Below are 16,424 nucleotides of genomic sequence, written 5' to 3'. Positions count from 1 at the left end.
CGCGAATTACCCCGTTCTTGTCGTGACGGCGACGCAATTGCCACCGCTGCCGGCAGCGACAAAGTTTACGCAACCGGCAAATTCCCCCAAGTTCGGCTTCGTCCGATGCCGATCATTGCGACGTAACGGATTCCCTCCATCCGCCGACGCATCTTTTGTTCGATGGCGAACGACTCGTACAATTCGAGCTTCCATACGCTCCCTTGCCGCCGCGCGATCTCGCTCGTCGTCATCGCGTCGCTGCTGCTGCAGATCGGATGCGCGCCGACTTATAAGCCGCCGAAACGGAGTGACTATTTCCGGGCCGAGCCGCTGGCCGTCGAGCAGACCCCTCCACTCCATCAGGGCTTCGATCCCTATCGGGTGGCCGATCCGCCGATCGGCGCCGAAACTCCGACGATGCCCGTTCCACCGGTAGTCGGCAATGGCGGCGAGCGACCGCTAAGCCTTGAAGAAGCAATCCGGTTCGGACTTGGGAACTCCGGTGTCGTCCGTGTGTTGGATGGCAGCGGAGGAAGCGTTGCCGCTGCGACGCTGTACGATCCGGAACTCGCCGATGCTCGTGCGCGGATTCCGTTGGCTGCGTTCGATCCCTACGTGACGTCGTCGGTCTATTCCAACTGGATCAATCTGCCGCCGAATGCGGTCTTCGGCCCCGGTTTGGCGGAACCGACGAAGCGGGACGAACTCGGCTTCACCGCTGCGCTTGCGAAGCCTTGGATCACCGGTGGTGAATCTCGAATCGCCTACAACCCACCGCTCGGCTACTTGTATTTGCCGTTGGGAACGACGTCGTTCAATCCGCTCTACACGTCGAACACGGAGTTCTCGTTGCGACAGCCGCTGTTGAAAGGAGCCGGAATCGACGTCAACAAAGCGCCGATTCGCATCGCGCATTTGCAGCGCGATCAAACGCTCTATGAAACCAAACAAGCGGCGATGGCCGCGGTTCGCAGCATCACCGAGGCCTATTGGGATCTTCACGCCTCGACAGCGGCGGCGAAGGCGATCGAAGAGGTGATTCCGTTGCTCGAGCGGGTCGTGCAGATCGAGCAGGAGCGATTCGCCGCTCAGCGCAGTGTGCGGGCCGACGTCGCCAAAGTGGAATCGCAACTCCGCGCCGTGCGCCAACAAGGTATTCAAGCTCGTTCGGCGGTCGTGCAGCGTGAGTTGCGGCTGCGGAATCTCCTGGGCTTGCCGCCGAGCGACGGCACGTGCTTAGTCCTCACCTCACAACCGCTTCAGGCTCCGGCGACTCTTGACATGCAAGCGTCAACGGCGACTGCGATGGAGCTTCGGCCCGACCTGATTCGGCAGCGCTTGGCCGTGCGGACGCGCGAGACGGCTCTGCTCGCGGCGAAGAACGCAGGCTTGCCGCAACTCGACGCCGTGGCGCTCTACCGCTGGAACGGCGTCGGTAATCAATTGGGCGATGCGCTCCAAGAGATGTACGGCACGCAATACACCGACTGGCAAACATCGATGACATTTACGATGCCGCTCGGTCGGCGTGCCGCTGCCGCAGGAATTCGCTCTGCCGCGATTCAGCTTTCACGCGAGCAGGCGCTCCTTCGCCAAGCGACGCATTCTGCAATTCATCAGATCAATTCGCTGACGCAGGAAGCCGAGTATACCTACCGACTCTATGCGGAAGCGAACGCCCGATTGCTTGCCAACGTCGATTGGTTGGGCGGTGCGAAGATTCGTTACGAGAATCCACCGCCGGCAGGTGAGAGTACCGATTGGCTCTTGGCGGCGACGAACGATTATCTTTCCGCCTTGCGTTCGCAGGCCGATGCCGCAACCGACACGCAAACCTTCCTGGCACGATACAACGCCTTGCTGGCTCGCTTGAACGAAGCCCGCGGCACGATTCTCACCGACTATGGCGTAGAATGGGAGCGGGGCGAGTTCCGCGAGTCTCGCACGGTCGCATCGGCTCCGGAATCGATGTCGTATGCCTTCAGCGGCCCGACCGCAAAAGTCGTTGGTGAAGCGGTGCCGTCCCGCGACTTCTCGGACGATGTCGTGCTGCCCCCACCCTCGGCTACGCCACCACCTACTGTGATCGGACCGCCCCCGACTACGCCCAAGTTGAAGTCACCACCACCGCCGATTTCGATGCCGATGCCACCGACGTCGAAGCTGCAACCGCTGCCGATGTCGCCGAACACCGTCGTGCCGGCCACTTATACTCCCAACGTGCCGCAGTCGGGCTTTTCAAATCCGAACGCGCCGCTTCAGAAGCCTATGAACCCTCACTTCTCGCCGAGTCAGTTGCCGCCGCCGGGCCGAGCTCGCGCCGGGGCGCCCGCCGCGGTCAATTGATGTTGCGCACGATAGGTCAACGAAGACGGATTACCACCAGAACTCAGTCCGCAGATACTTCATCGCTTTGTTGGCCCCGATCGAGGCCAACGGCATCTCGCCGCGGAAGACTCGGCCCATGCCGGTCATGCCGGCCAAGAGTTCCGTATCCGACTTGTCGAGGCGGCAGTACACGATCACCTTACCTTGCAAGGCCCCTTGTTCGACTTCGGCGCGCGGAGCTACTCGGGCGACTCGAGCGCCGAACGTGCGGAACGGCAGGGCTCGGGCCTTGAGTTCGACCGTTTGTCCGACCTCGACGCCGGAGACTTCTTGCTCGGAGACGGCGATTTCCGCTTCCAAGCCGGCGGAATCTTCGACGATGCAGATCAGCGCCCCCTTCTCGAAGTATTGGCCGATCTTCTCTTTCATACGAGCGGTGGTCATGAGGCCGGCCCATGGGCTGCGGATCTCAAGCTTGCTCTTCGTATCGAGCAAGTGAGTCAACTCTTCCTTGATACGCGCCAAACGAGCCTGTTCGGCTTCGATTTCTTCCGGGCGGTTGCCGGCCTGCATTAGCTTGAGCGCCGCTTCGACGTCGGCGAGCTCCTTCTTGCGACGAGCCGCTTCGGCTTCGGCTTCGAGCGTGCCACCGGCTTCCCGAGCGCGGCGCTGGGCTTGCACTTGTTGCAGGGTGAGCAGGCTGACGTCGTAACGCTTACGCTCCGACATAAACTGCTGACCGGCCATCACGCCTCGTTGATAAAGCTGTTCGGCTTGCTTGAGGGAAGCGAACGCGTAGTCGGCTTCGGCTCGACTCGCCGAGATTTGCTGATCGAGTCGCGAAAGCTCTTCAACCGTGGCTTGCTTGGACCGCTCAAGGTCCTTCGTGCCGAGCTCGCACCAAGCTTGAGCTCGCTCGACTTTGAATTGTTGCTCACGAACTTCTTCAGCCCTCGGACCGGCTTGCAAGCGGCGGAGGTTTGCTTCCGATTCCCGTTGCTGGGCGTTCTTCTGCGCGATGAGGCTTTCGAGATCCGGAATTTCCAAGCGACCGATGAGAGCATTCGTTTCAAGCCGTTCGCCCATGTCGTAGTTGACGGCACGGAGGAAGCCTGCGACCGGAGCTCTGACTTCGACGTGCTTTGCCGGGCGAACCGTGAACGTGCCGATCGATCGGTCTTCCATCTTGAAGGCGAACAGGCCGACGACGATGGCGACGATTCCGACTGCCCAGACGGCGGTGCGAGCGAACCGAGTCTTCAACATTTTCGTCAACTCCCCTTGAGTGAATCCGCGAAACAACCGCCGTACGATTACGAATGCCAAATACGTCGCCAGCCCCAAGCCGACGATCCCCCAACGTTCTCCCAACCACCGACACAAACCGACGTACATCAAATCGAGAGCAGTGACGTAGAACAGCCAACGAAAGCCGCCATACGTCGTAAGCAGCTTCCCTTGCGGCTCGGGCTTAGGTTTCTTCGCGCCCCATAGCGCCCACCGCACGAAGCTCATCCAGCGTTCCTGCGAGCGGCGGCGGAGGTTCGGAATCTCCAACCAATCGCTCAGCAGGTAGTAGCCATCGAGCCGCATGAGTGGGTTGAGGTTGACGAGCCCGCGGAAGCCGCAGACCGACATAACGACCCAAGCCACGTAATTAACCAACGTTTCCTGGTGCGTGACCCGCCACACGGCAACCGCAATCGCCCAAAGACACAGATCGCAGTAGCCGCCGGCTGCCGTGATCCAAAGTCGTTTCGGCTTTTCGGAAATCATCCACGCGTCGGAGACGTTGCAATAGAAACAGGGTGTGAAGAACATCACGAGGATGCCCATCTCGCGAACTTCACCGCCGAAGCGCTTACATGTCAGGCCGTGGGCAAACTCATGAAACGTCGTCACGGCGATCGTGATCAACCAGACGAGAATCGCCGTTTCGACGTTAAGGTTGCTACCGAACGACGTCACCAGTTCCTGGCGATGCGTCCAGGAGAGGATGCCCGACATTGCGATTGCTACTAATGACGTCCAGAAGAAGCCGCGTGTCCAAATCGGGGCAAGCAGCGGAGCCATCCAGTTCAATATCCGATCGGGATCGAGTACCCGGTAGCGGAAATAGAGCCATGACTGCTTGCGCGAATTGCCGGCCTCGACCGGAACGTCTTCATCGTCGTCATCATCGTCCGTCGCGGTCGCAACGACCGGCGTCTTGCCGTCGTTGAGCAAATCGCGTTGCGACGCCATTTCGAGGAAGTCTTTGAGATCTTCCTTCGAGAGAGGATCGTGAAAGCGATCGTGAAACGCTTGGAGAACGTCGGTTTCCGAGCGGTTGCCGTCGAGCTGCAACAACAAGAACTGCTCTTGTTCGCCGATCCGCAGGTACGATCCCTTTCGCGGATTCTTGACGACGTACTCTCCCGCCTTGCTGAACGGCCGAATGATGAGTTCGGGCCGGCGAGCCGGAAGCAGGAGTTCGATCGTCGTCGTCACAGGTAAGTTCCGAGGTGGATCGGGTGTGATGCTCTAGGAAATCCGCAAGTTCGATGCCGCGAAGGCGATCGACCTTGGAAATCACTCGAACAACCGGGAAATGCAGCGAAAGCGATGAGGGACAACGTTGAACGATGACGAGTCGCCGTTGATATTCGTTGCCGTGTTGTTGCGTTTCGGCAACATCGGCAGCGGATCGGATCGACGACCGAGTAACGAACGAACGGAGTGGGGAGCTCGAACGAGCAGACGAGACAAGCGGAGAAGTGCGATGATCCGACGGAGCGACGAGAGAGGTGTAGGCCACCCGACGGAAGGTGCGAACGAGAAATTTCGGAGATGGGATTCGAACGGAGTGAGCTGCGACGAACGAGGAACGAGGACGAGTGTGAATAGTGCAAGAACGGCGGCTAAGCGCGGCGACGTCGCGGCCCCGTACGGCGCCTGCGGCGACGAGCGGCGTCGGGACGAATCTTCAACACCCGATCGGTTTCTTCGTATGTGAGAATGTAGACCGTAAACGGCCGGTGCATTTGCAGGCAGCGTGCCGCGCGGTGGTGGCCGTCGATGAGCACGTCGCCGGTCACGATCGAGCCGTCGGTTTCCGTGTAGCGTACCCGAGCCATGATGCCGGGATAGCGCACATCGACGTGCGGCACATGCTGTTCGTGAATGATGCTCGAGTCGACGGCGTAGCGAACGTCGTCGCGATCGAGCAACACGGCCTCACGGCCGTCTTGCGTCAGCTTGCGAGCCAAGTCGACGTCGAAGATGAACGTCTTCCGGAGGAAGCGGAACGTCTCGTCGCCGCTCGCATTGCAGATCGAGCAATGCTTCGGGGCAACGGTTCGTGTGCTGCGGCGTTTGATCTTGGTCGCGGGCATGGTTGAATCGTGATTGAGATCGCGAAAGAAGGCAAACGGCGGAGCGGGCCGCTCGGTTTTCTGACCGGAGCGGCCCGCTCGATGCCGTTTAGACGCATTCTAGTGGGCGTCGAACGAAGTGGTTAGCACTTCTTCGGCTTCACCGGAGCGCACTTGTGCTTCTTGCTGCCGCCCTTCTTCGAGCCGTGCTTTTTCGAGCCACCCTTCTTGGAGCCGTGCTTCTTGCTGCCGCCCTTCTTCGAGCCATGCTTCTTCGAGCCACCCTTTTTCGAGCCACCCTTGTGGCTGCCGCCCTTGTGCGAGCCGCCCTTGTGGCTGCCGTGGTCGTCGCCGCAGGCCGGAGCGAAGTAGCTCGGCGTGATCCGGTCTTCCAACCGATCCATCTTGAAACGGCTCGGCTTTGAATTGTCTGCCATCTTAATGATCCCCTAACTGTGTGAATTGAAATACGGATCCGTGAACGATCCGCCTAGGAAAGTTAGTGCGCAAAACCAACTGATGCCGACCACATGCGAATAAAGTGAATGGAACGATTAAACGTAATAAAGATTCAAACATTGATGAGAACGTGCGGTGCTTCCGGAGCTGTGTTTCGCCGAGCGTGGCCTAGAAACGATTCCGGTCGTATCGGTCGAATCGATCGTTGCTTGAAGCTGTGCGGAATTCGTGGAGAAACGGAGTGAATCGGCGACTTCGTTGTTGAAGCAGTTCGCTCTCCAACTAGTTGTGGAATTAATCGATCGCAATTGATTCGGCATGCCACGTCGCCGCCGACCTCGAACGCGATTCTCGACCTTCCAATTACGACTCGCACTTCGGAGAGAGACGCATGAAGACCACTCGCTTCACCATGGACCGCCTTGAAGACCGGATCACGCCGAGCTACTGTGCCCCGCCGACCTGCGGCGACAGCCACCACGGCAGCAAGAAAGGCGGCTCGAAGAAAGGCGGCTCGAAGAAGGGTAAGAGCAAGAAGGGTGGATCGAAAAAGGGCAAGTCGAAGAAGGGCGGCAGCAAGAAGGCCAAAGCCTGCAAGAAGAAGTAACCTCGTCGTTAAGCGACGTGCGCGAAGATAACGAAACCGACCGGATTCTCGCCCCAATGCGATGAATCCGGTCGGTTTTTTCGTTTGTCGCGGTTCGGGCGACGAAGCTCTTACGGCTTCGTCCAAGCAAACAGCCGCTGCGACGGTTCCGGCACCCGTTCGAACTCTGCGCGGCTCATTCGGAGCGGCGCCTGTAGCTCGTAGTTCACGCTGTCGCGAAACCACGGCCGATTGTAAACCACGCTCAGCACCGGCCGCACCACTTGCGAACGATTCGCCAAGCCTTGATGCGAGAGGCGATAGTCCATCAAGAGGCAAGAGCCTTTCGGCGCGCAGGGGTCTTGGTATTCCATCTCGGCCGCCGCGGCCGACGACACCGTGTGACTTCCCTTCCACACGCGCGTCGTCCCCATCACCAGGTCGAATCCACGCAGCGGAATCAACGTCGTTACGGCCGTGGTCGGCAACGCGAACGACAACGCCTCGTCGTCGAACAACGCCGGATGATCCTTGTGGACACGCATCTCGGCGGCGCCCGGCATCGACGCCACCGCCGTGAAGCTACCCATGACGTATTCGTCGCTCAGTAGTCGGGCCAAGATCGGTGTCAGCAGCGGCGCGGAGTAGAGCGCCGGATCGTTGAACCGACCGTCGACGTCGACGGTGATCATGAACCGTTTGTTCCCCACCTTCAACGCGTCGTCTGGGCGACCTTCATCCAGATACGAGCGATAGCGCTCGCTGAAATCGACCAGCAGCCGATCCATCAACGCCTCATCGAAAACGTTCTCGACGACCAGAGTTCCGTACTTGCGAAATAATCGTGCCGTAAGCCGGCGCTTAGCTCGGCTGATGATTCCGCTCCGGAGTTCGTCGGGCGTGAAGCGAATTGTCGGAACTCGTCCGGGCTGGGCGGCATGCCGTTCCAACTCTTGCATGAGCAGTGCGTCGTCAAGCCGACGGCGAGCCGATTCATCGCCGGGTGCGAACGATGAAGCCAGCCGCAACTGATCGACGGCGTCGTCGAGTTGCAATCGTTCGACGAAGATTCGGCCCAGCAACGCTCGGGCCTCCGCATGTCGACTATCGGCGTCCAAGGCTTGACGGCAAGCCGCTTCGGCTGCGGCGTCGTCGCCGAGATAGTTCCAAACATGAGCAAGCCGAAGTCTCAATTCGATGTCGTCGGGCGAGCCCGACAGATACTGTTCGAGCAGGTAGCGAGCCCGCTGCGGCGCGTCGGCCTCTTCGTAGTCGTCGAGACAGGTGATGACAGCTTCACGGAGAGCGATGGCGGCGTGATCGCAAAGCGTCAGCACGTCGTCCAGGCGGCGTACGATGATCTTCGCGACTTGCGCTCGATCGTCGGCATCTTTCATCGGGAACTTGCGATAGCTCAAGAGATAGTGCAGCACTCCGGCGAGAATCGAGCCGGGAAGCCCCGCGACGAGTGACTCGTGCGAAGCGTAACCCTGTTCGACGAGCGTCGCCATGTATCGCGCGAGGAGCGTGCGTTGCCGACTTGAAATCGATGACGCCGCGTCGGACTCGCGCAAAATCCGAAACGGCACCGAGCAACCGCTGAAGAAGTTATGCAGCGACATCCCGGCCGGTCCCGCCGTGGCTTCGTCCCAATCGAAGAGGACGACCGAACCGTCTTCGCGCACGGCGACGTTCTGCATTCGCAGATCGAGATGATTGATCGTCTCCGGTAGGCGAATTGCTTCCAGCACGAGGCGTTGCAGCTGCGGCTTGCGCTGTGCGATTCGATCGAAGAAGAATCGCGACTGCTCGGCGCCGAGAAAGTGTTCGGCTCCGACACCATCGGTCGGCGAGCCCTTCGGGTCAAGGAATTCACAGAAGCGATCGACGAGGCCGGCGAGTTCGATTGAGGGAAGGAGATCAAGAAGATCCGCCTGTCTCGACGCCTCCGACTGCAGCGAAGCATAGCGCGACAAGACTTCGCCGCGTAAGGAATCGTCGTCCTGCCTCTCGACGCCGCCGTGATCGCGCAGCAATAGCAGGCCGGCCGTCGCATCGAACGCGACGACGCTAGGCACCGCATCCTCGAACCGACGCGAGAGAAGTTCGATGCCCGACAGTGGACATCGCTGCACGCTCGGCAGTGACTTCAAGTAGTACGTTTCGCCGTTCGAGCGAACACGGTATGTCCGTGCCCATGGGTGATCCGAAATCATCTTGAGTTCGTCAACCGGTAGACGTCGATTCACCCAAGCGGTGAGTCCTTCAAGCGTTTCGTACTGCGTTGCGGAGGCGATCATGGTTCGAGGTCCGATGGGCAAAACGAGAGCGATATGTGAGAAAGACGAGGTGAGCGGTCGCGCCGACTAAGCATTCGCGACGGCAGAGGAAACGACTTCATCTTCCAGCCGAGCTCGAAGCTCAACAGCCTCGGGATAGTCGGGCTCCAGCTCCAGCGCGACTCGTACGCAACGCAGGGCCTCGTCTTGGTCACCTTCGTGTCCAAGGCAGGTTGCAAGATTGAACAACGCCGTCGAATCGTCGCCGAACAGTCGCATCGAACGACGGTAGTGCGCCGCAGCATCGGCATAATCGCCGAGCTGTTGATAGACGAGCCCGACGGCGAACGGAACGTCTTGCTCGTCGAGATGGAAATAGTTGTCGGTGATTCGCACGAGCATGTCGCGCACGGCTTGGCGCTCGGCGGCCGACGCTTCGTCGAGTTGCGCTCGAATGATGCGGCGCAAGGCGTGGAACACTTGCGGTTCGAAGCAACTTAGGCGGATCAGCGAGAGGCAATGCCGCAGTTCGGGCATCGTACGTTCGCAACGGCGGATGATCTGATGATAGTCGCCGGGACTAAAGCTTCCCACCCCTTCGGCGAACGTAAAATCCAATCGCGACGTTGCTCGCGCGGTGCGACCGCCGACGAACGCCGCGACTTCGAGATCGCCGTCCCGATTCGTCGGCAGTAACGTCTTGCCACCGCGGCGCTCGAACCACTTCGCCAGCGCGCAGAAGTTGAAGCTGAAAGAGAAGCAGCCATGCTGGACCATCGTCGGCAAAGGCCGTCCGATGAGATCGCTCTCACGGGCGTAGCCCTTATCGGCGACGAGAAGCAACGTTTCCCGTTCCGACCAAGACTCAAGCATCGACACGGCGTCGATCGCGCCGACCGGGAGCGTAAACGCACCGTGGCCGATCGTGCTGCGGAAGTATTCGACGAGTTCGTTCTTCTCGACGTCTGCGTAGCCGGCGCTCTCGACAGGGTTGCATTCCCAATCGAGCTCCAGTTGTTCGATGATCGCCGCATCGGTCGTGTCGCTGCAGGTGGCTTCCGGCTTGAGTGTCAGGAGCGACGAACAGCGCAGCAAGCGACCATCTTCCACCTTCCAAGCGTCGATCGGCAGCGAGTCGAAGAAGTAGTTGGCGATGAGAACCAAGTTTTCGGTTTTGGTATCGACGCCCAATCTCCGACCGCTTTCGCGCAGCGTGATTTCGGTGTCGACTCCGGCCTCGAAGCGAGCGAAATCGAGTACTCCCTCGGCCACCAGCGGTCGCAACGCCTCATGCTGTTGCCAGTAGCCGATATTGCGCTCGGCGACATCGGTCATGACATAAGTCCATTTCTTCGCCGGTAAAAGTCCGGCCGCGGCCATCTCGCGCAGATGCAACGTACAGAGGAAGCCGAAACGGCCGTGTCCGGCGCCGAGCTCGACGATCGTCAAGTTCTCCGCTCCGACGTCGGCCATGTGCGCCGCAATCATTCGGGCATAGACGCGGGCGATGTGTGCGTTCGTCGTGATCTTCGAAGGGATGACCCCGCTCAACCAAGCGTCGATGCCGAGCGATTCGTAGAACCGACATTGAAGGGGCCAAATAAACGACTTCGAGAGAGGTTCACCGCGTTCGACGACGACCGGCTGCGAATTCGACATGCTGAGCTCAAGGTTGGGGAGGATCGGCCCTGCGTTCGACCATCGAGTCGAACGAAGTCCGCAAAGTCACCCCCAACCATACATCACGCGTGCCGACAGATCGGCCGTTTTGAGCACCGTGATGGGTCGTATCGAACATGACGACATTGCCGTTCATTTCGATTCGAAACCTTCGTCGTCAATGTTGCTGACGACAGCGTGTTTCAATTAACCAAGAACCGATTCGGCATCTCGACGGCGCGACGAAGCTTGCGTCGATCACGTAACGATGACACTTAGACGACCATAAGATCGTTTGAATCGGAAAAGTCCACTCTTTGTGTCTTAGGCTTGAGAGTCTCACCGATAGAAATAGATGAAGGCGTCCGGTATTAAAGTGGTCTCAACACGCCGATCTCCGAGCGTTACGTTTTTTGCGCCAACAGAAAACGGTTCTTCAAGTAGCTCGGCGTTTGTTCGTCGCCAAGGCCGGCGACGGCCTCGAAGCGCTGGTGCGCTCGGCCGTGTCGTCGTGTCGGAAGGCGGAGTTTTTGGAGCCGCGCGTCGGACGCGGTCGCAGGCCGACGGTGCCCGATTGGGTGCTCGCGGTGTTGATTATGGCGGCCACGGCGAAGCGCCGAAAGAGCAAGTCGGCCCAGTATCGCTTTCTCAGCGAACATCGCGCGCCGTTGTGCGCGTGGCTGGGAACCGACTGATTCCCCGGCCGCACTCAATACTTCGATCGCTTCCGTCGCGCGCATCGCGTGTTGCAAGCGGCGATCGAACTCGAAGGTCGCCGCGCCGTATGTTTCGGTCGGATTCGGGCTCGCGCCGCGGCGATCGACAAGAGCCTCGTGCCGTCGCGCGGCGCGCACTGGCACAAGCGCGATCGACTCTGCGGTCGCGTGCCGCGCGGCGTCGACGTCGATGCGACTTGGACTTACTCGGAGTATCACGGCTGGGTCGAAGGCTACAGCTACGAAGTCGCCGTTTCGGCCGAGAAGAACGGCGTAGTGTGGCCGCTCTCGGCGTCGGTCGAACAAGCTCACGTGCGCGAGCGACGGACCGTGCCCGACAAGCTCGGGCGGCTTCCGCACGCGACGCGTTACGTGCTCGTCGACTCGGGCTACGATGCGAACGAGACGGCGGAATCGGTCGAGTTCGAGGCTTCCGGCAAGCGGACCGGACGACGTTTCGTCTGTCCGTTGCAGGAACGCCACAACGCCGGTCGAGGCGAACGGCCCCGCCGCGAATCACGCGCACGGCGGTGGCATCGAAAGCGGCGCGACGAGCGACGCCGTTGGATGAGCCGGCCGTTCGGGGCCGAGTAACTCGCGCGCGTTTCGACTTGCTGTCGCTCGTCATATACCGTCTCCAGACGGCGGACGGCGGCGTCGATGCCGCTGCCGACAGTCGTGACGCGGTCGGCGGTCTTTCGGCCGAGTCCGTCGAGATCGTAGACGTGCGCCGTGCCGTTTTGATCGGTCATCGCCAGGGCCTCCCCTTGGCGATTATACGCGTACGCGACCCGATTCGCAGCATCTTTGCTATCGGGGTAGACGACCGACTGCAAGAGTTCGTTCGAGGCCAACTCCGAGCCCGTCGCCGCCGACACGCCGTGCACGTACGTGGTCGTCTGGTCGCCGGTGTCCGGGTTCACGGCCGTGAGGGTCCGCAATCGCTCGCCGGCGTCGTAAGTCCGGCGGACCGTCACATCGGTCACGTTCCCCGGGCAGCCGCCCGTGTAGTTCGCGATCGAGGCCGTGAGCCGTTCCGCCGCATCGAACGTGCTCCGACTGATCCGGCCGAGCGGATCGACCGACTCGAACGCTTGGCCGGCCGCGTCGTAGCGGCTGAGCGAGACGGGTGCATAGTCGGTCGACGGCGGGGGGCTCTCCGTCCGCTCGAAGTCGGCGGTCCCGTAATCCACTCCGGCGATCGGCCGGCCGACCCCGTCGTACCACGTCGCCGAACGACCTCGGCGCCCGAGCGCCGTATCCAGCGGGCCGGTTGTTGCGACGTCGCTCGGGTAGCGGCGGAAGCTCTCCGTTTCCAACTCGTTGCCGGCTTGGTCGTACGTCGGCACGGTCTGCTCGAAGACCAGATCGGCGGCGACGCTCGATACGGCGGCATACGGCTCGGGCTGCGGCCCGGTGTAGAGGCGCACGCGACCCGATCCGCTGCATCTTTATTGCCTAGGTAGACGACCGATCGCTGCAGGTCGTTCGACGATAGTTCCGAACCATCCGATGGCGAGACACCGTAGAAGTACGGCGATTGAAAACCTCTTGCGCCTACGGCACGGACATTGGTCCGTGCCGCATCGCGATCCGTCTGCAAGTGATTATTCCGAGCGGATCGGTCGACTCTAATCCTGATTGCAACACGACAATACTAAGGCTGCACTAAGACATCTATCAATAATAACTTTGTCAAAGTCAGCTTGCTCTACAATCGAGGCTGCTAATATGAAATACATTATCGAAAGCCGAATCGTTTTTGACGACAAATTAGCATTTATTTCGGTGCCGGATTTTTTATAGCTATCGACCCTGAATAAATCGCCCGGCGTAAAATAAAAAATCAAACTGTCAAGGATGTCAAAATCGATATTGGGATGCCATGTGTCTTGATTGTTTTCTAAGTTAATCGAAGCGGCATAAATACCAGGAAGATAATAGTTCAACGCGGTCGGCAACAGCCATCCAATCCGAGATGCAATTCTAGGCCAATCACTCTTATTCACTTCGGCAACGGTTTTTTCACCGAGAAGATCAACAATTGCACTCGCGTCACCTCCGTGATCGGAGGCATCTTGATCAACAATGGCAAGTGGCGCTGGCGTGGCTTTGTAATAGTCCTCTACATGACTAACGAGTAATCTGTATGCGTGGCATTGCAATGACATCATTTATGTAAGCTCCAGCGACTTGGCGGCGATCCTATTTGATAATACATTTGCACTTTATTGCTTTTGTGTGGCAATCGACTGCCCGTGTTACTGCTTTCTTGATTTCATCTAAATGCTTGCCTGCGTTCAGCCAGTCATAGCATCTTTCTTGTATTGTTATTCGAAACTGAAGGCATTTCAAGGCGTTGTAAATCCTGCGGTGAATTTGTTGGCAAGCGGGGTCAAGGCCGAGCGGCGGCTTATCAATGCAGCAATGTATTGAATTACAGGTATTCGGCTCAGGAGTATCACAGTAAGCATGTATTCCTTCCTGATAGAACTGCCATTCCCACCATGAGCATTTGCCCATGTTTTTTCCGGCGAAGCGTATTGGTGGCGGGCCCATCACTCGAGCTGGAATCGGTGCTAATCCAACATCGGGCATGATAGCCAAAGGTAGATTCGGATATGGAGACAGTCTTAACGGTACACCAAAAGGATCCGGCCAAGGCTGCTCTAACTGAAGTTTTGGAATAATAATTGGTTCTGGAGCCGGCCAGCCCCGCCGCAACCGATTCGATGAATCGACAGGAAAGCGGCCAATTGGGCTCAATGGCTGTGGCCGAGCTATTGGTCTCACCGGCTGCACCAGAGGCAGCCCCCGTAGTCCAAATGGATCCGTATTATCTGTGGGAGTTGCAAGTAAGTATTCATACAGGTTTAAAGAAAGTCCTTGATATCCGATTGGATCTTTCGTTAGCCAGCGTCCCAGAAGCGATAACAAATCTCGATATCGAACTTTGTATATTCCAATGATAGAGTCGTAACAATAGGAGCAGTAAAGAGTCTCCCAATCGAATTCGGACTCATTCGGCATCTTCATGGAGAAGTCGGGATTGAGGAACGTGGGCGCTCCGTAAGCTGAGTAACGGTAGCGTTCTTTGATGACGCCGGTTTCGTCAACGATGGCAGTAACATTCCAGTTGGCGTCTTGCAGTGCGTAGAGTCGTTCGTCGAGCGTTCCGATAGTGGTCCGGTCCCGGAGGACGAGATCGTCGATGTAGCGTAAGCCCCAAACGAATTGGCGGTCGGGTAATGTGGAGGCGTCGAGACGTTCCTCCAATGCTTGCCAGAGCTTCGAGAAGTAGGTGCGACGGACGTTCGTTCCGTTATCGATCGTAATTCGTCGCGTCAGCGCATCGTAGCCGTAGGTCGCCACGGTTGTTGCACCGTCTTCTAGCTTCACCAAACGATTCCAAGCATCGTAGGTCGCCGCGTAGCCCTCGGTGGGTACTTTCGGCTGCGGTAGGGAGATCATATTGCCGGCGCGGTCGTAGAGCGGCTGCGCCCAGACGAGCCCTACTTCGGCCGTGATTGCCGTGATCTCGTTGGCTTGATTGGCGGAGCGGTTTTGCTCGACTGTATTCGTCGAGTCGACCAAGTCGAGACTGGCGTATCCGTTCCAGTTCCCCGTCGCATCGAGCTTCCATGCTTCGCCGGCTTGCGGGCTCACGATCGGTGCAGCGCCACCCGTGAGGGTGCCGCGAGCGAGGTTCTTGAGCCGGTCGAGCTCGTCGTAACGATAGAGTTCGTCGTTGCCGCCGGTCGCCACGGCGTTTTTGCGGCTCGTCCGATTCCCGTTGCGGTCGTAGGTGTACTTGACCCGATCGGCGCAGGCGCTCGAAGCGTAGATGACTGCTTGCAACAGGTCGTTCGACGATAGTTCCGAACCATCCGATGGCGAGACGCCGTTGCAATACGGCATTTGAAACTCTGTTGCGCCTACGGCGCACGGACATTTGGCCGTACCACCCCCACGTCTGCGTCGTAACTTGATTACTCTCCCGGTCCAATCAATTGTTGTTCTCGCGCCGATTCATTGAGTTGCTTTGCTTCAGCGATGCTCTGTTCCGTATTCTTCGCTTCTAAAAGAATCGCCAAGGCGACTTGAGCGGCCGGAATGTTTTGAGCGGCTGCTAAGCGATACCATTTTTCCGCGGCGTTGAGGTCCTTCGTCGAATGTTCGTATCGCCATCCTAAGTCGTATTGCGCCGCGGGATCGCCGAGTTCGGCCTTTCTACGGATCACGGAAACGATTTTGGACTCGTACGATACGGAATCTTCTCGAACACGAAAATGATAGAACTGAAGAAGCTTCAACGCCTCTTCATCCTCGGTTTCCGCAAGCTTTTCCAGACCGGGGAGAGACTTCTTCCAAATACTTTCAGCGAATTCGGGCTTCTGGATAATCGAACTGCAATAGTGATACCAACTTGCCAGCGCCCCTCCGATGCGCGGTTCGGCGTGGTCGACGATGTCGTTTACCTCCTCCATAACTGCTGGTTCGGCATAACGCTGCACCTGGTCTTCATAACGATCGAATAAGAGCGTCACGCGGGAGTTGCTATTGCCCGAAAGTTCTCCTTTCTTGTACCAAGCAAGAGCCTCGGGAACGGTGGGGCCTCGCGAATTCCACATTCCCCATTGGCGGGCGAATCCAAGGCGACTAATTGGGACGTCGACATCCGTGAGTCGAAGGAGCCAAGTTTTGGCAACCAGCGGCTTCTTGGAATGAAAGGTGCTTCGCTCTCCTTCCAGGACCCTATATTCATGTGCCCAACCGAGAATCCATGAGGCCTCGCCAATTCCTTGATTACTAGCCACGATCAGTAGGTCGATCGCTTCTCGCGCGGCAGCATCGTCTCCTTGCAACTTAAGATGCGCCAATCGAACGACGGCACCGGCATGTTTTCTCTCGACTGCCCGCCGATACCAATCAGTTGCTTTCGCGACATTCGGCTCCGTGCCCCAGCCATGCTCGAAGCAATTGCCGAGTTGAAACCAAGCTTCGGAGTTTTCCTTATCAGCGACGGCGAGTAGCTGCCGGAAAGCCTCCGAGCGCTCGGCGG

At 58.7% G+C, this 16,424-nt stretch carries 12 protein-coding genes; 4 read left to right on the top strand and 8 right to left on the bottom strand.

Annotation, left to right across the window (positions count from 1 at the left end):
- Window positions 1-162: 162 nt before the first annotated feature.
- Window positions 163-2,328: a TolC family protein gene (locus tag K8U03_08790; protein MCE9604984.1), complete on the top strand. Its 2,166-nt coding sequence runs from the start codon at window positions 163-165 to the stop codon at window positions 2,326-2,328.
- Window positions 2,329-2,358: 30 nt separating this feature from the next.
- Here the strand turns inward: K8U03_08790 and K8U03_08785 are convergent, their stop codons facing one another.
- From K8U03_08785 to K8U03_08775, 3 genes are all read right to left on the bottom strand, one after another.
- Window positions 2,359-4,800, bottom strand: a complete 2,442-nt coding sequence (locus tag K8U03_08785; protein ID MCE9604983.1) for an efflux RND transporter periplasmic adaptor subunit — start codon at window positions 4,798-4,800, stop codon at window positions 2,359-2,361.
- 410 nt (window positions 4,801-5,210) lie between these two features.
- Window positions 5,211-5,684, bottom strand: coding sequence for a hypothetical protein (locus K8U03_08780; GenBank protein MCE9604982.1), 474 nt, complete (start codon window positions 5,682-5,684; stop codon window positions 5,211-5,213).
- Between the two features lie 122 nt (window positions 5,685-5,806).
- Window positions 5,807-6,100 carry a hypothetical protein gene (locus K8U03_08775; GenBank protein ID MCE9604981.1) on the bottom strand — a complete coding sequence of 98 codons (294 nt, stop codon included), beginning with the start codon at window positions 6,098-6,100 and terminating at the stop codon, window positions 5,807-5,809.
- 413 nt (window positions 6,101-6,513) lie between these two features.
- Between K8U03_08775 and K8U03_08770 the strand changes: the two genes are divergently transcribed.
- Window positions 6,514-6,729 carry a hypothetical protein gene (locus K8U03_08770; protein ID MCE9604980.1) on the top strand — a complete coding sequence of 72 codons (216 nt, stop codon included), beginning with the start codon at window positions 6,514-6,516 and terminating at the stop codon, window positions 6,727-6,729.
- Window positions 6,730-6,839: 110 nt separating this feature from the next.
- On the opposite strand, the gene K8U03_08765 is transcribed toward K8U03_08770, so the two are convergent.
- Window positions 6,840-9,008 (bottom strand): phytanoyl-CoA dioxygenase family protein, encoded by a 2,169-nt coding sequence (locus K8U03_08765; protein ID MCE9604979.1) that lies wholly within the window; start codon window positions 9,006-9,008, stop codon window positions 6,840-6,842.
- A 66-nt stretch (window positions 9,009-9,074) separates the two neighbouring features.
- Entirely contained in the window at window positions 9,075-10,646 is a 1,572-nt protein-coding gene (locus K8U03_08760; GenBank protein MCE9604978.1) for a tetratricopeptide repeat protein, read from the bottom strand.
- A 413-nt stretch (window positions 10,647-11,059) separates the two neighbouring features.
- Here K8U03_08760 and K8U03_08755 point away from each other — a divergent pair, with 413 nt between their 5' ends.
- Window positions 11,060-11,341: a hypothetical protein gene (locus tag K8U03_08755; protein MCE9604977.1), complete on the top strand. Its 282-nt coding sequence runs from the start codon at window positions 11,060-11,062 to the stop codon at window positions 11,339-11,341.
- Window positions 11,342-11,389: 48 nt separating this feature from the next.
- Entirely contained in the window at window positions 11,390-11,956 is a 567-nt protein-coding gene (locus tag K8U03_08750) for a transposase (protein ID MCE9604976.1), read from the top strand.
- A 1,037-nt stretch (window positions 11,957-12,993) separates the two neighbouring features.
- Here the strand turns inward: K8U03_08750 and K8U03_08745 are convergent.
- The 3 genes from K8U03_08745 to K8U03_08735 form a co-directional block, all read right to left on the bottom strand.
- Entirely contained in the window at window positions 12,994-13,536 is a 543-nt protein-coding gene (locus K8U03_08745) for a hypothetical protein (protein ID MCE9604975.1), read from the bottom strand.
- Between the two features lie 31 nt (window positions 13,537-13,567).
- The gene (locus K8U03_08740; protein ID MCE9604974.1) at window positions 13,568-15,280 is read right to left on the bottom strand and encodes a hypothetical protein; all 1,713 of its coding nucleotides are present in this window, start codon (window positions 15,278-15,280) and stop codon (window positions 13,568-13,570) included.
- Window positions 15,281-15,351: 71 nt separating this feature from the next.
- Window positions 15,352-16,424: hypothetical protein (locus K8U03_08735; protein ID MCE9604973.1), on the bottom strand; the 1,073-nt coding region annotated here is incomplete at its 5' end.

It is taken from the genome of Planctomycetia bacterium (assembly GCA_021413845.1).
Classification (GTDB): domain Bacteria; phylum Planctomycetota; class Planctomycetia; order Pirellulales; family PNKZ01; genus PNKZ01.
Note: the sequence above shows the minus strand (reverse complement) of the source record. Positions and strands in the feature narration are given on the sequence as shown.